Genomic DNA, 17,404 nt, shown 5'->3' on the forward strand with positions numbered 1-17,404 from the left:
GGGATTTTCACGGACGTAGGCGCGGATCGCGTCGTCGAAGCTGGCGTCCGCCTGCAGGCCCAGCGCCGCGGCGCGGCGGGCGTCGAAGCGCCCGGGCCAGGTCTGCACGATGCGCATGATGGCCGGATCGGGCGTGCGGTCGAGCAGGGCGAGCGCCGCCGGGCCGGCGACGCGGCCGAGCGCGGCCGCCATCTCGCCCACCGTGGTCGCCAGCGAGGGCAGGTTCAGGGCGGTGCGCGGCCCCCATTCGGCCTCGGAGGCCTCGGCGGCGCGCACGATGCCCTCGACGGTGCGCGCGGGCGAGGCCAGCGCCACCGGCGTGTCGTCGGGCACCGGGCAGGGCGCGCGCAGGCCGGCCAGCGGCTCGCGAATCATGCCGCTGAAGAAGCCCGAGGCCGCGCCGTTGGGCCGGCCCGGGCGCACGCTCACCGTCATCAGCCGCACGCTGCGGCCGCGCACGAAGCCCTTGCGGGTGTAGTCGGCCACCAGTTGCTCGCCGATGAACTTCTGGATGCCGTAGCTGGTCTGCGGCGTGGGCAGCGTGTCGTCCTCGATGACCGGCGGCAGCGGCTGCCCGGGCGCGGCGCCGAAGACCGCCAGCGAGCTGGAGAACACCAGCACCGGCCGCGTGCCGGCCGCGCGCAGCCGCTCCAGCAGCGCATGGGTGGCGGCGAAGTTGCTGCGCATGCCCAGGTCGAAGTCGGCCTCGCATTCGCCGCTGACCGCCGCGGCCAGGTGGAAGACCGCATCGGCCTCGGCCCAGAAGGCGGCGCCGGCGTCGGCCAGCTGCTGGTTCAGGTCGCCGGTGGCCTGGGCGATGCGCGGGTCGGCTGCCAGGTCGGCCGGCGCGGGCGCGCGGTCGGCGAGGGTGATGCGCTCGATGGCGCGCGCCGGCTGGCCGTCCAGGGCCAGGCGCCCCTGCTGGAGCAGCGTGCGCGCCAGGCGGGCGCCGAGGAAGCCGGCGCCGCCGGTGATGACGATGTGCATGGTCTCGGGTCTCCTTGGTCCCCGGAGCATAGCGGCGCCCCGCAAACGACGAAGGCGCCCGGAGGCGCCTTCCCGCGGCCGCGGCAGCCGCCGCTACATGCCCACGTAGTTGGGGCCGCCGCCGCCCTCGGGCGTGACCCACACGATGTTCTGCGTCGGGTCCTTGATGTCGCAGGTCTTGCAGTGCACGCAGTTCTGCGCGTTGATCTGCAGGCGCTGCGCGCCGGCGTTGGCCTCGTCGGGCACGAACTCGTACACCCCGGCCGGGCAGTAGCGGCCCTCCGGCCCCGCGTACTCGGGCAGGTTGATGCGGGTGGGCACCGTCGCGTCCTTCAGCGTCAGGTGCGCGGGCTGGTTCTCCTCGTGGTTGGTGTTGCTCACGAAGACCGAGCCCAGCCGGTCGAAGGTCAGCTTGCCGTCGGGCTTGGGGTAGGCGATCGGCTTGTGCTGGCTCGCCGGCTCCAGCAGGGCGTGGTCGGGCTTGTCGCGGTGCAGCGTCCACGGGACGTGGCCGCGCAGCACGAACTGCTCGAAGCCGTTCATCAGCGTGCCCACCGTCAGGCCCTTCTTGAACCAGTTCTTGAAGTTGCGGTCCTTGTTCAGCTCGGTGTACAGCCAGCTCTTCTCGAAGGCTTCGGGGTAGGCCGAGAGCTCGTCGCCGGCGCGGCCGGCCATTACCGCCTCGAAGGCGGCGTCGGCCGCGAGCATGCCCGTCTTGATGGCGCTGTGGCTGCCCTTGATGCGGCCCACGTTCAGGTAGCCCGCGTCGCAGCCGGCCAGCGCGCCGCCCGGGAACACCGTCTTGGGCAGCGACAGCAGCCCGCCCGCGGTGATGGCGCGCGCGCCGTAGGACAGGCGCTTGGCGGTGACCTCGCCCTGGTCGTTGGTGAGGTACCAGCGGATGCGCGGGTGCGTCTTCCAGCGCTGGAACTCCTCGAAGGGGCTCATGTACGGGTTGCGGTAGCCCAGCCCGGTGACGAAGCCCATGGCGACCTTGTTGTCCTCCAGGTGGTAGAGGAAGGCGCCGCCGTAGGTCATCTCGTCCATCGGCCAGCCGGCCGTGTGCATGACGAAGCCGGGCGTGTGGCGGCTGGGGTCGATCTCCCACAGCTCCTTGACGCCGATGGCGTAGCTCTGCGGGTCGCTGTCGGCGTCGAGCTTGAAGCGGCTGATGAGCTGGCGGCCCAGGTGGCCGCGCGCGCCCTCGCAGAACAGCGTGTACTTGCCGTGCAGCTCCATGCCGAGCTGGAAGTTCTCGGTGGGCTCGCCGTCCTTGCCGACGCCCATGTTGCCGGTGGCCACGCCCTTGACCGAGCCGTCCTCGTTGTAGAGCACCTCGGCGGCCGGGAAGCCGGGGAAGATCTCCACGCCCAGTTCCTCGGCCTGCTGCGCCAGCCAGCGCACCACGTTGCCCAGGCTCACGATGTAGTTGCCGTGGTTCTGCGCGAAGGGGGGCAGGAACATGTTCGGCACGCGCACGCCGCCGGTCTCGCTGAGGAAGACGTACGCGTCGTCGGTGACGGGCTGGTTCAGCGGCGCGCCCTTGTCCTTCCAGTCGGAGATCAGCTCGGTCAGCGCGCGCGGGTCCATCACGGCGCCCGAGAGGATGTGGGCGCCGGGCTCGGAGCCCTTCTCGAGCACGACGACGGAGATCTCCTTGCCGTTCTGCTCCGCGAGCTGCTTCAGGCGGATCGCCGCGGAGAGGCCGGCGGGGCCGGCGCCTACGATCACGACGTCGTATTCCATGGCCTCGCGCGGGCCGTACTGGGCCAGGATTTCGTCTGGGGTCATCGGGGTCTCTGCGTTTGGAGTGAAGGGGCGTAACAATCCATTCTATTCAGCCGCCCCCGGCAGGCCATTCCCCTGAACGACACCGACGCCCATGAAGATCGAGATCCCCGAACGCAAGAAACTGGTCTACGAAACGGTCATCCCCATCCGCTGGGGCGACATGGATGCCATGGGCCACCTGAACAACACCACCTACTTCCGCTACCTGGAGACGGCCCGCATCGACTGGATGCGTTCCATCGGCTTCCAGCCCGACCCGGAAGGCGAGGGCATGGTGATCGTCAACGCCTTCTGCAACTTCTACCGCCAGCTCGAATACCCGGGCGACGTGCTGCTGAAGATGTACGTGAGCGACCCGGGCCGCACTACCTTCGAGAGCTGGGGCACGATGGAGCGCACCGACAAGCCTGGCGTCATCCATGCGGCTGGCGGCGCGACCACCATCTGGGTCGACTTCCCGAAGCAGAAGGCCAGCGAGCTGCCCGGCTGGCTGCGCGAGCTGGTGACGGTGCCGGACTGACGGGACGAACCGACGCCCTTCGGGAAGCGCGCTCAGTCGCCTCGCGCGCAGGCTGCGGCCCGGCGGAACCCGGCCTCTTCGCGCAGGTCGTGATGCTCCGGCGGCTTTCCTCGTTCCTGTTGCACGACGGCTCGGTGCCCGGCCTGCTGCAAGGCTCGCGCAAACCCGGTCTGGAGCGCGAAGGGGGTGATCGTGTCGCGTGGATCGCCGAGCACGTGCACCGTCCGCCGCGCGTCGCGCACCACGCCGTCGACATGCGCCAGCGGGTCGTACATGGCGCGCGCCAGGGCCTGCCCCCGCTGCACCGACGGCGCCGGCCCGCCCCGGGTGCGGTTGATGCGCCAGCGCTCCAGGTAGTCGAAGGCGGCCGAGGTCAGCACGGCGCACCGGACATCGCTGCGGCCCATCGTGAGCATGGCGGCAGCGGCCGTGGCGCCGCCGCTGTGCCCCCAGAGCACCAGGCGGTCGATGCCATGGCGCTGCCGGAGCAGATCCAGTGCGGCGTACAGCGGTACGAATTCCTCCGCCAGGCGCCGCCGCAGCCGGTGGTCGCCCGATGAGCCGTAGGTGCCGGGGCGCGCCAGCATCACCACCGGCACGCCGGCCTGGCGCGACAGGCGCTGCATGCGGGCCGTCTGCGCCCGGGCGGTGTTGCCCGGGATCCGATCGGGCGGCAGCCGGAGCAGCCGGTCGCGGTCGCCCGTGAGGTAGACGATGACGGTGCGGGCGCCATCCAGACCCGCCGGCGCGAAATAGCGCAGGCAGGCGTTGCCGCCGGCCAGCGGCAGCCAGAGGTAGCCGTCGCTGTCGGGGCATTCGGCGCGGCTGGCGCCCTGGCTCCAGGGCAGGGGCGCGTCGGCGGCCCGCAGCGCCAGCGCGCTGCCGGGGGCCAGGCAGGCCAGCAGGGCGGCGCCGGCCAGGCGAAGCAGCGGCCGCAGGATGGGTTTCATGGCCGGGGCGACGCCCGGCACAGCGCCTGCAGCCGGGGAAAGACTTCGCCGAAATCCGAGTCGCGGCGGGAGCCCTTGATCAGCAGCGCATCGCCGTCCTGCAGATGCGCGTGCAGCCACCGGGCCATCGTGTCGGCGCTCTCGAAATGCGGCCCCAGGCGTTCGGGCGGCAGTTCGGCGCGCAGATGCGTCATCTCCTCGCCATGGGTCAGCACGCGTTCGATGCCGCTTTCGAGAAGCGGCCCGGCCAGGCTGCGATGCAGTTCCGGCGCCATGTCGCCCAGGTGCACGATGCGTCCGAGCGCGGCCCACTTGCGGTTGCCGGGCTTGAGCGCCAGCACGCCGAAGGCGTGGACCATGGAGGCGACCTCGGCGTTCCAGCTGTCGTCGAGCACCTCGGCGCGGCGGCCGTCCCAGGCCAGGCTGTGCCATTGCAGCCGGCCCAGCGAGGCAGCCATGCCGGCCAGCCGCGCCATGCCGGCCTCCACGTCGCGGCCCATCGCATGCAGCACGGCCGCCACCGCCAGGGCGTTGGCCACCATGCCTGCACCGGGCATGGGCACGTAGAAGCGGCAGGTCCGGGCGCCGACCTGCACGGTGGCCCAGGAGCCGTAGGCGCTGGCCTGCACGTCCACCAGCCGCAGCTCGCAGTCGCTGCCGCGGCCGTAGACGATGCTGCGCCGCGCGTGCCGGCGCGCCTGCGCCCGGACCTGCGCCAGGTGCGGCAGGTGATCGCCGAAGACCGCAACCGCGGCGCCCTCGAGTCCGTCGAACACGCGCGTCTTCCACTTCACCACGTCTTCGATGGAGCGCACGCGGTGCTGGGTCTGCGAATGGCCGATGGCGGTGATCAGCGCGATGGTCGGCCGCACCTGCCGCGTGATCGGACCGCGCTTCATCCACAGCGCGCTCTGGGCCACCTCGATCACCGCCGCCTCATGCTCCGGTGCCAGGCTGGCCAGGGCGGTGGGTGCGCCCACGCGCGAGTTGTAGTTGTCGATGCTGCCGAGCACGTGTTCGGGGCCGCCCAGCGCCTGCACCAGCATGTTCAGCGTGCTGGACTTGCCCACCGTGCCGGTGACGGCGACGACCTCGCCGCGATAGCGGGCGCGCGCCGCGAAGCCCAGCTCCATCACGGCGCGGATCGGATCCTCGACCTGCAGCAGCGGCAGCCGGGGCGACAGCCCGCGCACCCGCCGCGAGACGATGGCGCCGGCGATGCGGTCTTGCAGGCCGGCCAGCAGATCATGCCGGTCCAGCGGGCGGGCGGGCGGCTTCGTGTGCTGCTCGTGGCGGCTGCGCTGGGCGTCGTCGTTGGCCACGAAGAGCACCGGGCCCTGCCGCAACGCCACATGCTTCGCGCCCGAGACCACCGAGCGCACGAACCAGCCCGGCGGCGGCTCGACCAGCCAGCGGCCGCCCGTGATGCCCGCCAGCTGGGCGGCGTCCCAGGTCTGGCCGGGCACGCTGCGCAGCAGGGCCTCGTCGAAGTCCGTGCGGTAGATCGGTGGCGCAGCGGCTTGCGTGGGGCCGGACGGCACAGGCGCCCGGGCGTCCGGCCGGCCGGGGATCGCCACGTCGACGAAGCAGTCCAGATCCTGCACGTGCGACCGCTCGCGTCCCTGTACCAGCGCCACCTGCAGTTGCAGGCGGCCGTTGGCGATCTCGCCCAGCGGCGGCGGGCGCAGCGGGCACAGGTCCACATGGATGTGGCCGGGCTGCCAGCGGGTCGTGGGCCAGAGCCAGTCGCAGGGATCGTGGTCCATGCCCAGGCCCCACGGCTCGCGCGGCGCCGCGGCCAGCGGCACGGCGCGCAGGTCCAGCCGCAGGTCCTGCGGCACCGGCGCGTCGCAGCACCAATAGCTGCGCACCCAGGGGCTTTGGCGCGTCGTCAAGGGCGTCTTCGGCTCGACGGCCAGGCCCAGCAGCCGCAGCGGCCCCAACTGCAGCGGCCGGGCCAGCCGCGCTTCGGGCGGGACTTCCTGCACCCGTGCATCGGCGGGCATGGGCAGCGGCGCGCGGATGGCGCGCAGGTCGCAGCGCAGGGGCGGCGGCAGCGCCGGCGTGGCGCGTGCGGGCCGCACGGGCGGTGCCAGTTCGAGCGCGGCCGTGCCGTCCTCGCGCAGCGCCAGCGGCGTGCCCAGGTCTGCGCATCGCTCGGCATAGCGGCGGGCCGCCGCGCTGCGCGCCTCGCCCTGCAGTTCGAGACTCTGGCCCAAACCGACCTGAACCGGCACGAAGACCACGCGCTCAACGCCGTGCGCGCTGACCTCCAGCTCGAAGACGCCGCCCGCGCCGCCGTCGCGGCGCTTGGCGTCGAAGAGCAGGTCGCCCGCGTCGTACACGATGGGCCGGCCCTGGTGCGTGCCGAGGCCCTGCAGCCGGTGTGCCGACGCACCCAGCACCGCATCGGCACCCGCTTCGATGAGCGCCCGGCCCAGGGCCACCTGCGCGGCCGAGGGCCGTTCGCTGTGGTTGCCGCCCCAGTGCACGGCCACCAGCACCAGGTCCGCGCGTTCGCGTGCCTGGGCGATGCGGGGCGCGAGCGCGGCGGTCCAGGCGCCGGGGTCGGCCGGCGGCAGGTACGCGCAGCCGGGCGAGTCCGGGCCTGCGGCAAAGCGCGGCTGGGTGCTGTCGACGCAGAACAGTGCCACGGCGAGCGGCCCGGCCGAAGCCCACGCCGGCTGCAGCGCCTCGTCGGCATGGCGCCCGCTGCCGGCCTGCGCGATGCCTGCGCGCGCCAGCCACTGCAGATGCTCCCGCACGGCCTGCGGGCCATAGTCGCCCGAATGGTTGTTGGCCGTGCCGACCATGCGCACACCCGCCGCGGTGAGCACCTCCAGCATCGCGGGCCGGGCGCGGAAGTAGTAGGGGCCGCCTTCGCCCTTGGCCACGGCGCGCTCGCCGCCGGTGGCCACCACGCATTCCAGGTTCACGATGCTCAGGTCGGCCCGCGCGATGGCGCGCACCGGCGCCAGCACGCGCGCCACGCCCAGGCGTTCGGCGATGTGGTGCTGGCGGCGGCCCAGGTTCACGTCGCCGCCCCACAGCACCACGGGCCCCTTGCGCGGTGCACCGGCGGCGCGAACCGGGCCTTCGCGGTACTGCAGGTAGGCGATCAGGCCCGACAGGTAGTGCTCCACGTCGTCGATGCGCACGCGCCAGCCGTGATGGCGGATGAAGAAGCTGCCGACGATGCGCGCCGGGTTCTTGAAGAACATCGCCAGCTCGGGCCAGAAATGGCCGTCGAGCAGGTAGCGTGCGCGGTGTTCCAGCGCGCGGTGGAACTTGTCGAGATCGAAGCCCTGCAGCAGGCCCGCATGTTCGGGGTCGGCCTGCAGCCGCACGATCATGCGCTCGGCTGCCGTCATCAGTTCCAGCAGCGTGGGGAAGGTGGTGATGCGCCCGAGCACGAAGTCCAGGTGGTCGCGCACGTTGTCCAGCCCGAAGCGGTAGTAGCGCGCTTGCGGGCGGTACAGCGTCAGCTCGTTCACGCAATAGCCGAGCCAGTGGTCGTGCGCGCGCCAGTGCCCGGCGGCGATGAAATGGTCGAAGGCCCGCTCCACCGCCTGCAGGTAGAGCGGGTTGCGCGTCAGTCCGTACAGGCGCATCAGGCCGAAGGCCGCCTCGCCGTCGTAGTAGATGATGCGCTGCTCCTGCTTGACGCCGAGGTCCGGGTGGTTCAGCACATGCACGAAGCCGCCGGTGTCGGGCTTCTGCATGTGCAGCACGCCGCGCGCCAGCCGGTCCAGCAACGGCCGGTAGGCGGTGCTGCCGGTCAGCTGCGCGTGCTTGGTGAAGGCCAGCAGGCACACGGCGTTGCCGCCGAGCTTGATCTCGTCACCCGTGTCCACCAGGAAGGCGGCCGTGTCGCCGTCGGGCAGCGGCAGGTGGCGGATGGCCTGCGTGGCCAGCCAGTGCAGCGCGCGCTCGATGGCTTCGAACTGCGTGGGGTCCTGCGTGACTTCCCATGCTTCCAGCAATGCGTAGGTCGAGCTGGCGTGACGCAGCGTGTTGTAGGTCGGAATGGGCCGGTCGAAGCAGGGGAACCAGCCGTAGTGGTACCGGCCCGAGGGCTGCACCTGGCGGCCCAGGTGGTCGGCGCCGCGCGCGATCACTTCGCGCACGCAGCGCGGGCCCCATTCGGGCAGCAGGCGGTAGCCGCTCTGGCGGCCTTCGTGCTCGATGACGTGCAGGCCGTCGTGGTCGGCAAAGACGGCGCGGGTGTCGAACAGCCACAGCGGCGTGTCGGGAGATTCGGGCCAGTCCAGCGCGCGGCCGAAGCGCAGGCGGGTGTAGGCGCGCAGGTTGGCTGCATGGGGAGTGCAGGCTTCGTGATCGTTGTCGTAGAGGATGGCGTTGGCACCCAGCTCCTGTTCGAGCAGGGCTTGCCTGAAGTCCGCATCGAAGGCGATGCCCGAGCGCAGGTAGTTGCGCTTGACCTTGCTCAGCAGCGCCTGCAGCTGCGTCCATGTCAGCGGCTGCACCTGTGCGACGCGGTCGATGCGCAGCCAGGCAGGGGGCGCCGTGGATTCGCCGGCCCGGCGCTGCATGGCCTGTTCGGCGGCAGCCCAGGCGCGGTCGAAGCTGTCGGCCGTGATGCAGGCCACCTGCGCTCGCGCCGCAGCGTGGCCGAAGGCGAGGAACAGCACGCAGGCCGGCACGCCGGCCGCCGCAGGCGGCGCCAGGTCCGAGAGCTGTTCCCGCGCCAACGGCTTCAGGCGCGCCAGCAGGGACCACCCTGCGGTCTCGGCAGGCGGATCCGCCGATGCTTTCAGTTCACTCGAGATGTTGTCGCTCATTCCAGCCGCGCGGCATGCTTGCCAGGCGGCTATTCTGGGTTCATCGGAGGCCGGCAGGCAAAGCGCTCGCCATGAGGTGGATCGCGATCATGGCCCGGCTAAGAAATAAGGTTCAAGCCGGCGGCAGCACGATGCGCGCTTCGAAGCCTTGCGGCAGCCCGGCGGGCGGCGAGGCCAGTTCGAGCCGTGCGCCGTGCTGCTGCACGATGGTGGCCACGATCGACAGCCCCAGCCCGTAGCCGGTGCGGTCGTCGCCGTGGCGCACGTGCCGTCGGCGCAGGGTGCCCAGCTGCTCGGGCGTGACGCCGGGGCCGGCGTCGCGCACGATCAGCGTGCAGGGCGCAGCGACCTCCAGCGTGACGCCCGCGCCCTGGCCATAGCGCAGCGCGTTCTCCACCAGGTTGCGCAGGGCGATCGCCAGCGCATCCACGTCGCCGACGGCGGGCGCCGCCGGCGCGTCGGGCACCTTCAGCTCCAGCAGCCGGGCGGCGGATTCGTCCTGCCAGAACTCCTCGGCCACGGTGCCGGCCAGGCGCACCAGGTCCACCGGCGTGCGCGCCAGCGAGGCGCCCGACTCGGCGCGCGAGAGCTGCAGCAGCTTCTCGGTGCGGTGGCTCAGGGTGCGCAGCGCGGCCAGCGCGGCCTCGACCTCGGCGCGGTCCAGCGTGTGCTCCAGCGCGGTCTGCAGGCGCAGGCGCGCCGCCGCCAGCGGCGTGCGCAGTTCGTGCGCGGCGTTGGCGGCCAGCGCCCGCTCGACGTCGAGCGCGTGCGACAGGCGCTCCAGCAGGCGGTTGACGTCGTCGGCCACCGAGCGCAGCTCCTGCGGCAGCCCGGGCAGGCGGATCGGCCGCAGGTCGGCGCCGCTGCGCAGCGCAATCTCGTCGGCCAGCCGCTGCAGCACGCGCAGCTCGCGGCGCGCGATCTGGCGCAGCACCAGCGCCAGCAGCGGCAGCACCGCGATCATCGGCACGATCAGCCCCACCAGCGTGCGGTTGACGGCGTGGCGGCGCTCGCCGATCGGGTCGGCCACCTGCATGAACAGGTCGCGCGTCGGGTGCCGCACGGTGTAGATGCGCCACTCGCGCGTGTCCTGGAAGCCGGGCGCCAGCGGCACGTCGAAGATCTCCGGCGTGGCGTTGGACGAGCGCAGCAGCACCCGCGTGCCGCCGTCCACCACCTGGTAGATCACCTCGTCCTCGATGAACATCGGCGGTGGCGCCACCAGCGGCGCCTGCGGCACCTGGCCGTGCGAGAGCTGGTCGTACTGCTCGGCGGCGATGTCGAACATGCGGTGCGACACCTCGACCAGCTCGTTGTCGAAGTTGAAGTTGATCTCGCGGTCCACGTACCACACCACGCCCAGCACGCAGGCCAGCCACACGCCGCCGACGGACAGGATCAGCGTGCGCGCCAGCCGGGCCGCGAGCGAGCCGGGGCGGTGTTCAGTCATCGTCGGCGTCCGATGCGGCCAGCCGGTAGCCCAGGCCGCGCAGCGTCTGGATGCGCGCGCGCCCCAGCTTGCGCCGCAGGCGGCTGATGAAGACTTCCAGCGTGTTGCTGTCGGCCTCGTCGTCGAAGCCGTACAGCGCGTCCTGCAGCGCCTCGCGGGTGTGGATGCGTTCCGGGCGGCTGGCCATCACGCGCAGCAGCGCCCACTCCTTGCGCGTCAGCGCCACCGGCACGCCGCGGCGGCGCACCAGGTCGTTGCCCAGGTCGATCTCCAGCGTGCCCAGGCGCAGCAGCGCCGACTGGCTGGTGCTGCGCCGGCGTTCCACCGCGCGCAGGCGCGCCAGCAGCTCGGCCGGGTCGTAGGGCTTGATGAGGTAGTCGTCGGCGCCGGCGTCCAGCCCGCGGATGCGGTCCGTCACCTGGTCGCGCGCCGTGAGCACGATGACGATGGGCCGCTCGCGCAGTGCGCGCAGGTCGGGCAGCAGCGCCAGGCCGTCGCCGTCGCCCAGGTGCAGGTCGAGCAGCACGGCGGCGTACTGGGCGGAGCGCAGCGAGGCGCGCGCCTGCGCCAGGCCCGGCACGGCGTCGACCACGAAGGCCTTGGCGCGCAGGTAGCTGCACACCGCGTCGGACAGGGGGAGGTCGTCTTCGACGAGCAGGATGCGCATCGGGGGCAGGATGGTGTTGGCGGCGGGGGCGTGGCCAGTCTACGGGCTGTGCGCTTCAGCCTGCATTCAGGCTGCGCCGCTAGGCTCGCCGCCTTTTGCGCCCATGCGTCCTTCCGTCCCCCTGGCCGCCACGCTCGGCTCCCTGGCGCTGCTGCTGGCCTGGGACGCCGGTGGCGGCGACCTGTGGCTGGCGCAGCAGTCCGGCACGCCGGCCGGCTTCCCGCTGCGCGACGCGTTCTGGCTGGCCTCGGCCATGCACCGGGGCGGCAAGACGTTGAGCTGGGCGCTGGTGCTGGGCCTGCTGGCCATGGTGCGCTGGCCGGTGGGCCTGTTCCGGGAACTGGCGCGCGCCGAGCGCTGGCAACTGGTGCTCGGCACGCTGGCGGCGGTCGGTGCGGTCACGCTGCTCAAGCATGCCAGCCACACGAGCTGCCCGTGGGACCTGCGCGCGTTCGGCGGCACGGCGGCGCATGTCTCGCACTGGGCCTGGGGCGTGCGCGACGGCGGGCCGGGCCACTGCTTTCCGGCCGGCCACGCCTCGGCCGCCTTCGCCTTCGTCGGTGGGTGGTTCGCGCTGCGGCGGCGGGCGCCGCGCGCCGCGGCGTGCTGGCTGAGCGCGGCCCTCGCGGCGGGGCTGGCGTTCGGCATCGGGCAGCAGTTGCGCGGCGCGCACTTCCTCAGCCACACGCTGTGGAGCGGATGGGTGTGCTGGACGGTGGGCTGGGCCGTCGATGCGCTCGTGCGCGCCACGGTGCGCCGCCAGGACGCGAAGCGCGACACCAAGCTGAACGCTGTCTGAGCGGCGCGTTCAGGGGCGTTTCAGTGCCGGTTTCGAGACTGGCGGCATGTCAGCCCTGCCGCCCGTCTTCCTGCCTTCGCGCGCCGCGTCTTCCCGGTTCCCGCCGTTCCTCACCGACCTGACGGCCCGCGCCGTGGCCTGGCTGGACCGCCCGCGCTCGGTGCGCAGCGTGGTGTGCTGGCTGGCCGTGTACCTGCTGCTGGCGGCCAACTGGCCGCTGTGGGCCGAGCTGGCGCGCATCGGCCGCGCGCCCAGCGTGTACCTGCCCGCCGTGCTGGGCATGGCCTGGCTGCTGCTGAGCGGCACGGTGGCGCTGCTGGCGCTCACCGCCTGGTCGCGCTGGATGAAGCCGCTGTGGATGGCGCTGGTGGTGGTCGCGGCGGTGGTGCAGTACTACGCGTTCGCCTACCGCATGGTGATGGACCCGTCGATGGCCGCCAGCGTGCTGCAGACGGACCCCGGCGAGGCGCGCGACCTGCTGAGCCTGCGCCTGCTGGTCAGCGTGCTGCTGGTGGCGGCGCCGGCCGTGCTGTGGCTCGCGCGCGTGCCGCTGCTGCCGGAGCGCTGGTGGCCGCGCCTGTGGCGCAACGCCCTGCTGCTGATCGCGGCGCTGGCCGCGTGCGCAGCCGGCGCGGTGGCGATGTCGCGCGTGCTGGCGCCGCTGATGCGCAGCGAGCCCCACCTGCGCTACATGATGAACCCGCTGGCCGCCGTGTATTCGACCGGCGCCGCGGCGCTGCGGCCGATGTTCCAGCGCAGCCGCCCCTTGCTGCCGATCACCGCCGGCGCGGCGCTCGGGCCGAGCTACGCGGCGCAGGCGAAGCCGCCGCTGCTGGTGCTGGTGGTGGGCGAGACGGCGCGCGCCGACCACTTCGGGCTGAACGGCTATGCGCGCGACACCACGCCCGAGCTGGCGGCGCGCGGCGTGCTGAGCTGGCGCAACGTCCACTCGTGCGGCACCAGCACGCTGGCCTCGGTGCCGTGCATGTTCTCGCACCTGGGCCGACAGGGCTACGAGGACCGCGGCAGCGAGCACGAGAACCTGCTGGACGTGCTGCAGGCCGCCGGCCTGGCCGTGCTGTGGCTGGACAACCAGGGCGGCTGCAAGGGCGTGTGCGAGCGCGTGCCCCATGCGCAGGTGAACGACGCGGCCGCCGTGGCGGCGCATCCGGCGCAGTGCGGCGGCGACGAATGCCTGGATGCATTGCTGCTGGAGGGCCTGGACCGGCGCATCGCCGCACTGCCGCCGGAGCGCACGGCGCGCGGCGTGGTGCTGGTGCTGCACCAGCTTGGCAGCCACGGCCCGGCCTATGCGAAGCGCTCGCCGCAGGCCTTCAAGCGCTTCCTGCCGGAGTGCCGCACCAACACGCTGTCGGAATGCAGCAACGCCGAGCTGATGAACGCCTACGACAACTCGATCGCCTACACCGACCACTTCCTCGCCGGCACGATCGACTGGCTGAAGGCGCAGTCGGCCCGCTACGACACCGGGATGCTGTACATGAGCGACCACGGCGAGTCGCTGGGCGAGTACGGCCTGTACCTGCACGGCATGCCATACCGCCTGGCGCCGGAGGTGCAGAAGCACGTGCCCTTCGTCGCCTGGCTCGACGGCGGCCTGGGCCGGCGCGCCGGCCTCGCCGGCGGCTGCCTGCGTGCCGGCACCGAGGCCGAACTGACGCACGACAACCTCTATCCCACCGTGCTGGGGCTGATGGACGTGAGGAGCCCGACCTACCGCGGTGCGCTCGATGCCTTCGCGCGCTGCCGCGCGGCGGACCCAGCCTGATCCGCGACCACTGCTACTTCTTCTCGCGCGGCACGCGGCCCATCAGATAGAACTCGGGGTTGGGCTGCATGCCGCTGAAGCTGGCCAGCCGGTTCGACAGGCCGAAGAAGGCGGTGATCGCCGCGATGTCCCAGATGTCCTCGTCGTCGAAGCCGTGCGCGTGCAGCGCGCCGAAGTCGGACTCGTCGACCTCGTGCGAGCGCTGGCAGACCTTCATCGCGAACTCGAGCATGGCGCGCTGGCGCGGCGTGATGTCGGCCTTGCGCCAGTTCACCGCCACCTGGTCGGCCACCATCGGCTTCTTCTCGTAGATGCGCAGCAGCGCGCCGTGCGCCACCACGCAGTACAGGCACTGGTTGGCCGCGCTGGTGGTGGTGACGATCATCTCGCGGTCGCCCTTGCTCAGGTTGCTGGTGCGGCCCGCGCTCTCGGGCTCCATCAGCGCGTCGTGATAAGCGAAGAAGGCGCGCCACTCGGCAGGCCGCCGCGCCAGGGCGAGGAACACGTTGGGCACGAAGCCGGCCTTCTCCTGCACTTCGAGCACCTTGGCGCGGATGTCCTCCGGCAAATCCTTGAGTTCGGCGAGGGGGTAGCGGTCGGTCATGGCGTGTCTCCTGGGTCACCTGGGAACGGGCGGGCGTCTATCGCCGCGATGAAGGCAATCAACTTCACGCGCGGGCCCGGGCTTTTTAACATTTGCAGACCATGAAGCTGCTTTCCCGTCCCCGTCGCATCCTCGGCCTGGTCATCAGCGCCGGCGGCCTGGCCGCGAGCGTGTCCCAGGGCCTGTCGCTGCTGTGGCATTGATGCCGACGGCGCCGGGATTGCCGGCGACGTCCCACAACGGCAGCCGGCGCGCCGTGGCACATTGCGGCGGATGCATTCCGCGATCCGCATCCGCACGCTCGCCGGCCTGCTGCTCGCCGCGGCGCCCCTTGCGGCCGCCTGGGCCGACGAGGTGAAGCTGCCGGTGGACAGCGACGACAAGGGCAGCGTCTACGTCGCGCCGAAGCTGGCGCCCACCGAGACCTCCATGCACACCGAGGGCGCCGTCGTCGGCGTCAAGCGCAAGGACGGCAGCGGCCTGTACGGCGGCATGGATACCTCCTCGACGCGGCCGAGCTATTCGATGGGCGGGAGCACCGGCGGGGCCGTCTCGCTCACCGGCGGCGTCGAGTCGGACGGCAGGGAAAGGCACGGCGTCAAGGCCGGCATCCGCATCAGGTACTGATGCCGGGGCCGGCCGGCGCGGGCGCGTCCACCGCCGCGTCCCGGTCGCTCTCGTCCCGCAGTTCCACGCCCGTCAGTCCGCGCCGCAGCGCCTCGCGCACCAGCCAGGCCAGCTTGAAGGCGGCCGCCTCGTAGCCCAGCCCCTCGGGCCGCACGTTCGAGATGCAGTTGCGCTGCGCGTCGTGGCAGCCGACGCGTGGCCCGTGGGTGAGGTAGATGCCCAGGCTGTCCGGCGAACTGAGGCCGGGCCGCTCGCCGATCAGCATCACGGCCAGGCGCGCGCCGAGGCATTCGCCCACCTCGTCGGCCAGCGCCACGCGCGCCTGCGTGGCGATCACGACCGGCGACCAACGCAGGGAGGAAGGCAGGCGGGGCTGCAGCGCCGCCAGCAGCGGCGCCGCGTGCCGCGCCACGGCCAGCGAGGACAGGCCGTCGCCGACCACCACGCACAGATCCGCCCCGGTGCCGGGCCGGTGCGCGGCGATGCGCCGCGCGTCCTCTTCGTCCAGGCGGCGGCCCAGGTCCGGCCGGCGCAGGTAGGCGGCGCGGTCGGGCGCGCGGCTGCGCACCTGCAGCACGGACCGGCCCGGCGCCTGCAGGGCGGCCGCCAGCGCCGGCACGTCCAGCGCGGCATGGATGGCGTCGCGCGCCATCGCGTGCGCCCAGCCGAAGCGCAGCGTCTCGTCGGTGGGCAGGGCGGCGCCGGCGCGCCCCAGCGCCAGGCGCGCGGGCGTGGCGGCGCGCCATGCCTGCCAGGGATCGGGCGTGACGAGGGGCGGGGCGTCGCCGCTCACTGGGCTACCCTCCGTGCTTCGCACTGCGGGTGCGAGCGCCTTCGGAGCGGCCGGGCGGCACTCATTGCAGCGCCTTCAGCGCGTTCATCTGGTTCGCCAGCCGCCCGGCGACGGGCGGCGCGAGCCGGCCCTCGGCATCGGTGATGCCCATGCGCTGCAGCCAGGCCTCGAACTCGGGCGCGCGCTTCAGGCCCAGCGTCTGCCGCAGGAAGAGCGCGTCGTGGAAGGAGGTGCTCTGGTAGCCGAGCATCACGTCGTCGGCCCCCGGCACGCCCATGATGAAGTTGACGCCGGCCGCGCCCAGCAGCACCAGCAGGGTGTCCATGTCGTCCTGGTCGGCCTCGGCGTGGTTGGTGTAGCAGATGTCGCAGCCCATCGGCAGGCCGAGCAGCTTGCCGCAGAAGTGGTCTTCCAGCCCGGCGCGGATGATCTGCTTGCCGTCGTACAGGTACTCGGGGCCGATGAAGCCGACCACCGTGTTGACCAGCAGCGGCCGGTAGCGCCGCGCCAGGCCGTAGGCGCGCGCCTCGCAGGTCTGCTGGTCGACGCCGTGGTGCGCGTCGGCCGACAGGGCGCTGCCCTGGCCGGTCTCGAAGTACATGCAGTGGTCGCCCACCGTGCCGCGCGCCAGCGACAGCGCGGCGGCGTGCGCCTCGTCCAGCAGCGCGGGCGAGACGCCGAAGCTGCGATTGGTCTTCTCGGTGCCGCCGATGGACTGGAACACCAGGTCCACCGGCGCGCCGCGCTCCATCAGCCGCAGCGTGTGGGTGACGTGGGTGAGCACGCAGCTCTGCGTGGGGATGGCGAAGCGCGAGATCAGCTCGTCCAGCATCCGCAGCAGGCCATCGAGTGCCGCCAGGCTGTCCGAGGCGGGATTGATGCCGATGACCGCGTCGCCCGCGCCGTACAGCAGCCCGTCGAGCGTGGAGGCGGCGATGCCGCGCGGCGCGTCGGCCGGGTGGTTGGGCTGCAGCCGCACCGCCAGGTGGCCGGGCAGGCCCAGCGTGTCGCGGAAGGCCGCCGTCACGTGGCACTTGCGCGCCACGGCCACCAGGTCCTGGTTGCGCATCAGCTTGGAGACGGCGGCGGCCATCTCGGGCGTGAGGCCGGGCGCCAGCGCGGCCAGCGCCTGCGGCGTGGCGGCATCGCCCAGCAGCCAGTTGCGCAGGTCGCCGACCGTCAGGTGTGCGACTGGCGCGAAGGCGGCCGCGTCGTGCGTGTCGATGATCAGGCGGGTGACGTCGTCCTCTTCGTAGGGAACGAGCGCTTCGTCGAGGAAGCGCGCGAGCGGCGTCTCGGCGAGCACGTAGCGCGCCGCCATGCGCTGTTGCGCGCTGGCGGCGGCGATGCCGGCCAGCGCGTCGCCCGAGCGGGGCGGGCTGGCGCAGGCCATGACCTGCCGCAGGTCCGCGAAGCCGAAGACCTGGCCGCCGAGGGTGGTGCGATAGCGCATGACGCGGACCTGCAAGAGCGGTGCCAGTCCGCCATCGTAGACAAGGAAGCGCGGCGCCGCACGCCGGGCCGCGCACCGGCCGTCCGGCCTAGGGCCTGTTAACCCTATGGAAGGGGATCGCGTTGCTTCGCAAAGGGGCTGGATGCAAGGCGCCCGCGCGCAGCAAGGCTGG

General features: G+C 72.5%; 13 protein-coding genes. 4 read left to right on the forward strand and 9 right to left on the reverse strand.

Annotated elements, in window-relative coordinates; all coding sequences use genetic code 11:
* Nucleotides 1-987, reverse strand: a 987-nt coding sequence (gene denD, locus ACIY1X_RS15835; RefSeq protein WP_399682158.1) for a D-erythronate dehydrogenase, incomplete at its 3' end; no start/stop codon positions are given.
* A 93-nt stretch (nucleotides 988-1,080) separates the two neighbouring features.
* Complete coding sequence (locus ACIY1X_RS15840; protein ID WP_038211395.1) at nucleotides 1,081-2,778, reverse strand: electron transfer flavoprotein-ubiquinone oxidoreductase; 1,698 nt, start codon at nucleotides 2,776-2,778, stop codon at nucleotides 1,081-1,083.
* Nucleotides 2,779-2,869: 91 nt separating this feature from the next.
* Between ACIY1X_RS15840 and ACIY1X_RS15845 the strand changes: the two genes are divergently transcribed.
* Nucleotides 2,870-3,298, forward strand: coding sequence for an acyl-CoA thioesterase (locus ACIY1X_RS15845; RefSeq protein ID WP_399682160.1), 429 nt, complete (start codon nucleotides 2,870-2,872; stop codon nucleotides 3,296-3,298).
* A gap of 32 nt (nucleotides 3,299-3,330) precedes the next feature.
* On the opposite strand, the gene ACIY1X_RS15850 is transcribed toward ACIY1X_RS15845, so the two are convergent.
* The 4 genes from ACIY1X_RS15850 to ACIY1X_RS15865 all read right to left on the reverse strand — a co-directional run bounded on the left by ACIY1X_RS15850 (nucleotide 3,331) and on the right by ACIY1X_RS15865 (nucleotide 11,167).
* On the reverse strand, nucleotides 3,331-4,248 hold the full coding sequence (locus ACIY1X_RS15850) for an alpha/beta hydrolase family protein (protein ID WP_399682163.1): 918 nt from the start codon (nucleotides 4,246-4,248) through the stop codon (nucleotides 3,331-3,333).
* Nucleotides 4,245-9,050: a CapA family protein gene (locus ACIY1X_RS15855; protein WP_399682166.1), complete on the reverse strand. Its 4,806-nt coding sequence runs from the start codon at nucleotides 9,048-9,050 to the stop codon at nucleotides 4,245-4,247. Before ACIY1X_RS15855 ends, ACIY1X_RS15850 begins: the two co-directional genes overlap by 4 nt.
* Nucleotides 9,051-9,162: 112 nt before the next feature.
* Complete coding sequence (locus ACIY1X_RS15860; protein ID WP_038211398.1) at nucleotides 9,163-10,500, reverse strand: HAMP domain-containing sensor histidine kinase; 1,338 nt, start codon at nucleotides 10,498-10,500, stop codon at nucleotides 9,163-9,165.
* The gene (locus ACIY1X_RS15865) at nucleotides 10,493-11,167 is read right to left on the reverse strand and encodes a response regulator transcription factor (RefSeq protein ID WP_038211399.1); all 675 of its coding nucleotides are present in this window, start codon (nucleotides 11,165-11,167) and stop codon (nucleotides 10,493-10,495) included. The genes ACIY1X_RS15860 and ACIY1X_RS15865 overlap by 8 nt, the downstream gene beginning before the upstream one ends.
* Before the next feature lie 103 nt (nucleotides 11,168-11,270).
* On the opposite strand from ACIY1X_RS15865, the gene ACIY1X_RS15870 reads away from it, so the two are divergent.
* Nucleotides 11,271-11,966, forward strand: a complete 696-nt coding sequence (locus tag ACIY1X_RS15870) for a phosphatase PAP2 family protein (protein WP_051953779.1) — start codon at nucleotides 11,271-11,273, stop codon at nucleotides 11,964-11,966.
* A 46-nt stretch (nucleotides 11,967-12,012) separates the two neighbouring features.
* A complete protein-coding gene (locus tag ACIY1X_RS15875; protein WP_084217223.1) occupies nucleotides 12,013-13,755 on the forward strand; it encodes a phosphoethanolamine transferase in 1,743 nt (580 codons plus the stop codon).
* Between the two features lie 13 nt (nucleotides 13,756-13,768).
* On the opposite strand, the gene ACIY1X_RS15880 is transcribed toward ACIY1X_RS15875, so the two are convergent.
* Nucleotides 13,769-14,359 (reverse strand): peroxidase-related enzyme, encoded by a 591-nt coding sequence (locus ACIY1X_RS15880; RefSeq protein ID WP_038211400.1) that lies wholly within the window; start codon nucleotides 14,357-14,359, stop codon nucleotides 13,769-13,771.
* A 273-nt stretch (nucleotides 14,360-14,632) separates the two neighbouring features.
* Here ACIY1X_RS15880 and ACIY1X_RS15885 point away from each other — a divergent pair, with 273 nt between their 5' ends.
* The gene (locus ACIY1X_RS15885) at nucleotides 14,633-14,986 is read left to right on the forward strand and encodes a hypothetical protein (RefSeq protein WP_399682170.1); all 354 of its coding nucleotides are present in this window, start codon (nucleotides 14,633-14,635) and stop codon (nucleotides 14,984-14,986) included.
* Here ACIY1X_RS15885 and eutC read toward each other — a convergent pair.
* A complete protein-coding gene (gene eutC, locus ACIY1X_RS15890) occupies nucleotides 14,976-15,779 on the reverse strand; it encodes an ethanolamine ammonia-lyase subunit EutC (RefSeq protein ID WP_399682173.1) in 804 nt (267 codons plus the stop codon). The genes ACIY1X_RS15885 and eutC overlap by 11 nt on opposite strands.
* A 61-nt stretch (nucleotides 15,780-15,840) precedes the next feature.
* Nucleotides 15,841-17,232: an ethanolamine ammonia-lyase subunit EutB gene (locus ACIY1X_RS15895; RefSeq protein ID WP_399682176.1), complete on the reverse strand. Its 1,392-nt coding sequence runs from the start codon at nucleotides 17,230-17,232 to the stop codon at nucleotides 15,841-15,843.
* Between the last annotated feature and the right edge of the window lie 172 nt (nucleotides 17,233-17,404).

The sequence above is a fragment of the Xenophilus sp. genome (genome assembly GCF_044462705.1).
Classification (GTDB): domain Bacteria; phylum Pseudomonadota; class Gammaproteobacteria; order Burkholderiales; family Burkholderiaceae_C; genus Xenophilus; species Xenophilus azovorans.

Bases quoted from the DNA above. Each gene is read 5' to 3' on its own strand.
- ACIY1X_RS15875 (WP_084217223.1), top strand. From the start codon at position 12,013: ATGTCAGCCCTGCCGCCCGTCTTCCTGCCTTCGCGCGCCGCGTCTTCC.
- ACIY1X_RS15860 (WP_038211398.1), bottom strand. From the start codon at position 10,500: ATGACTGAACACCGCCCCGGCTCGCTCGCGGCCCGGCTGGCGCGCACG.
- ACIY1X_RS15840 (WP_038211395.1), bottom strand. From the start codon at position 2,778: ATGACCCCAGACGAAATCCTGGCCCAGTACGGCCCGCGCGAGGCCATG.
- ACIY1X_RS15885 (WP_399682170.1), top strand. From the start codon at position 14,633: ATGCATTCCGCGATCCGCATCCGCACGCTCGCCGGCCTGCTGCTCGCC.
- ACIY1X_RS15865 (WP_038211399.1), bottom strand. From the start codon at position 11,167: ATGCGCATCCTGCTCGTCGAAGACGACCTCCCCCTGTCCGACGCGGTG.
- ACIY1X_RS15855 (WP_399682166.1), bottom strand. From the start codon at position 9,050: ATGAGCGACAACATCTCGAGTGAACTGAAAGCATCGGCGGATCCGCCT.
- ACIY1X_RS15895 (WP_399682176.1), bottom strand. From the start codon at position 17,232: ATGCGCTATCGCACCACCCTCGGCGGCCAGGTCTTCGGCTTCGCGGAC.
- ACIY1X_RS15880 (WP_038211400.1), bottom strand. From the start codon at position 14,359: ATGACCGACCGCTACCCCCTCGCCGAACTCAAGGATTTGCCGGAGGAC.
- ACIY1X_RS15870 (WP_051953779.1), top strand. From the start codon at position 11,271: ATGCGTCCTTCCGTCCCCCTGGCCGCCACGCTCGGCTCCCTGGCGCTG.
- ACIY1X_RS15850 (WP_399682163.1), bottom strand. From the start codon at position 4,248: ATGAAACCCATCCTGCGGCCGCTGCTTCGCCTGGCCGGCGCCGCCCTG.
- ACIY1X_RS15845 (WP_399682160.1), top strand. From the start codon at position 2,870: ATGAAGATCGAGATCCCCGAACGCAAGAAACTGGTCTACGAAACGGTC.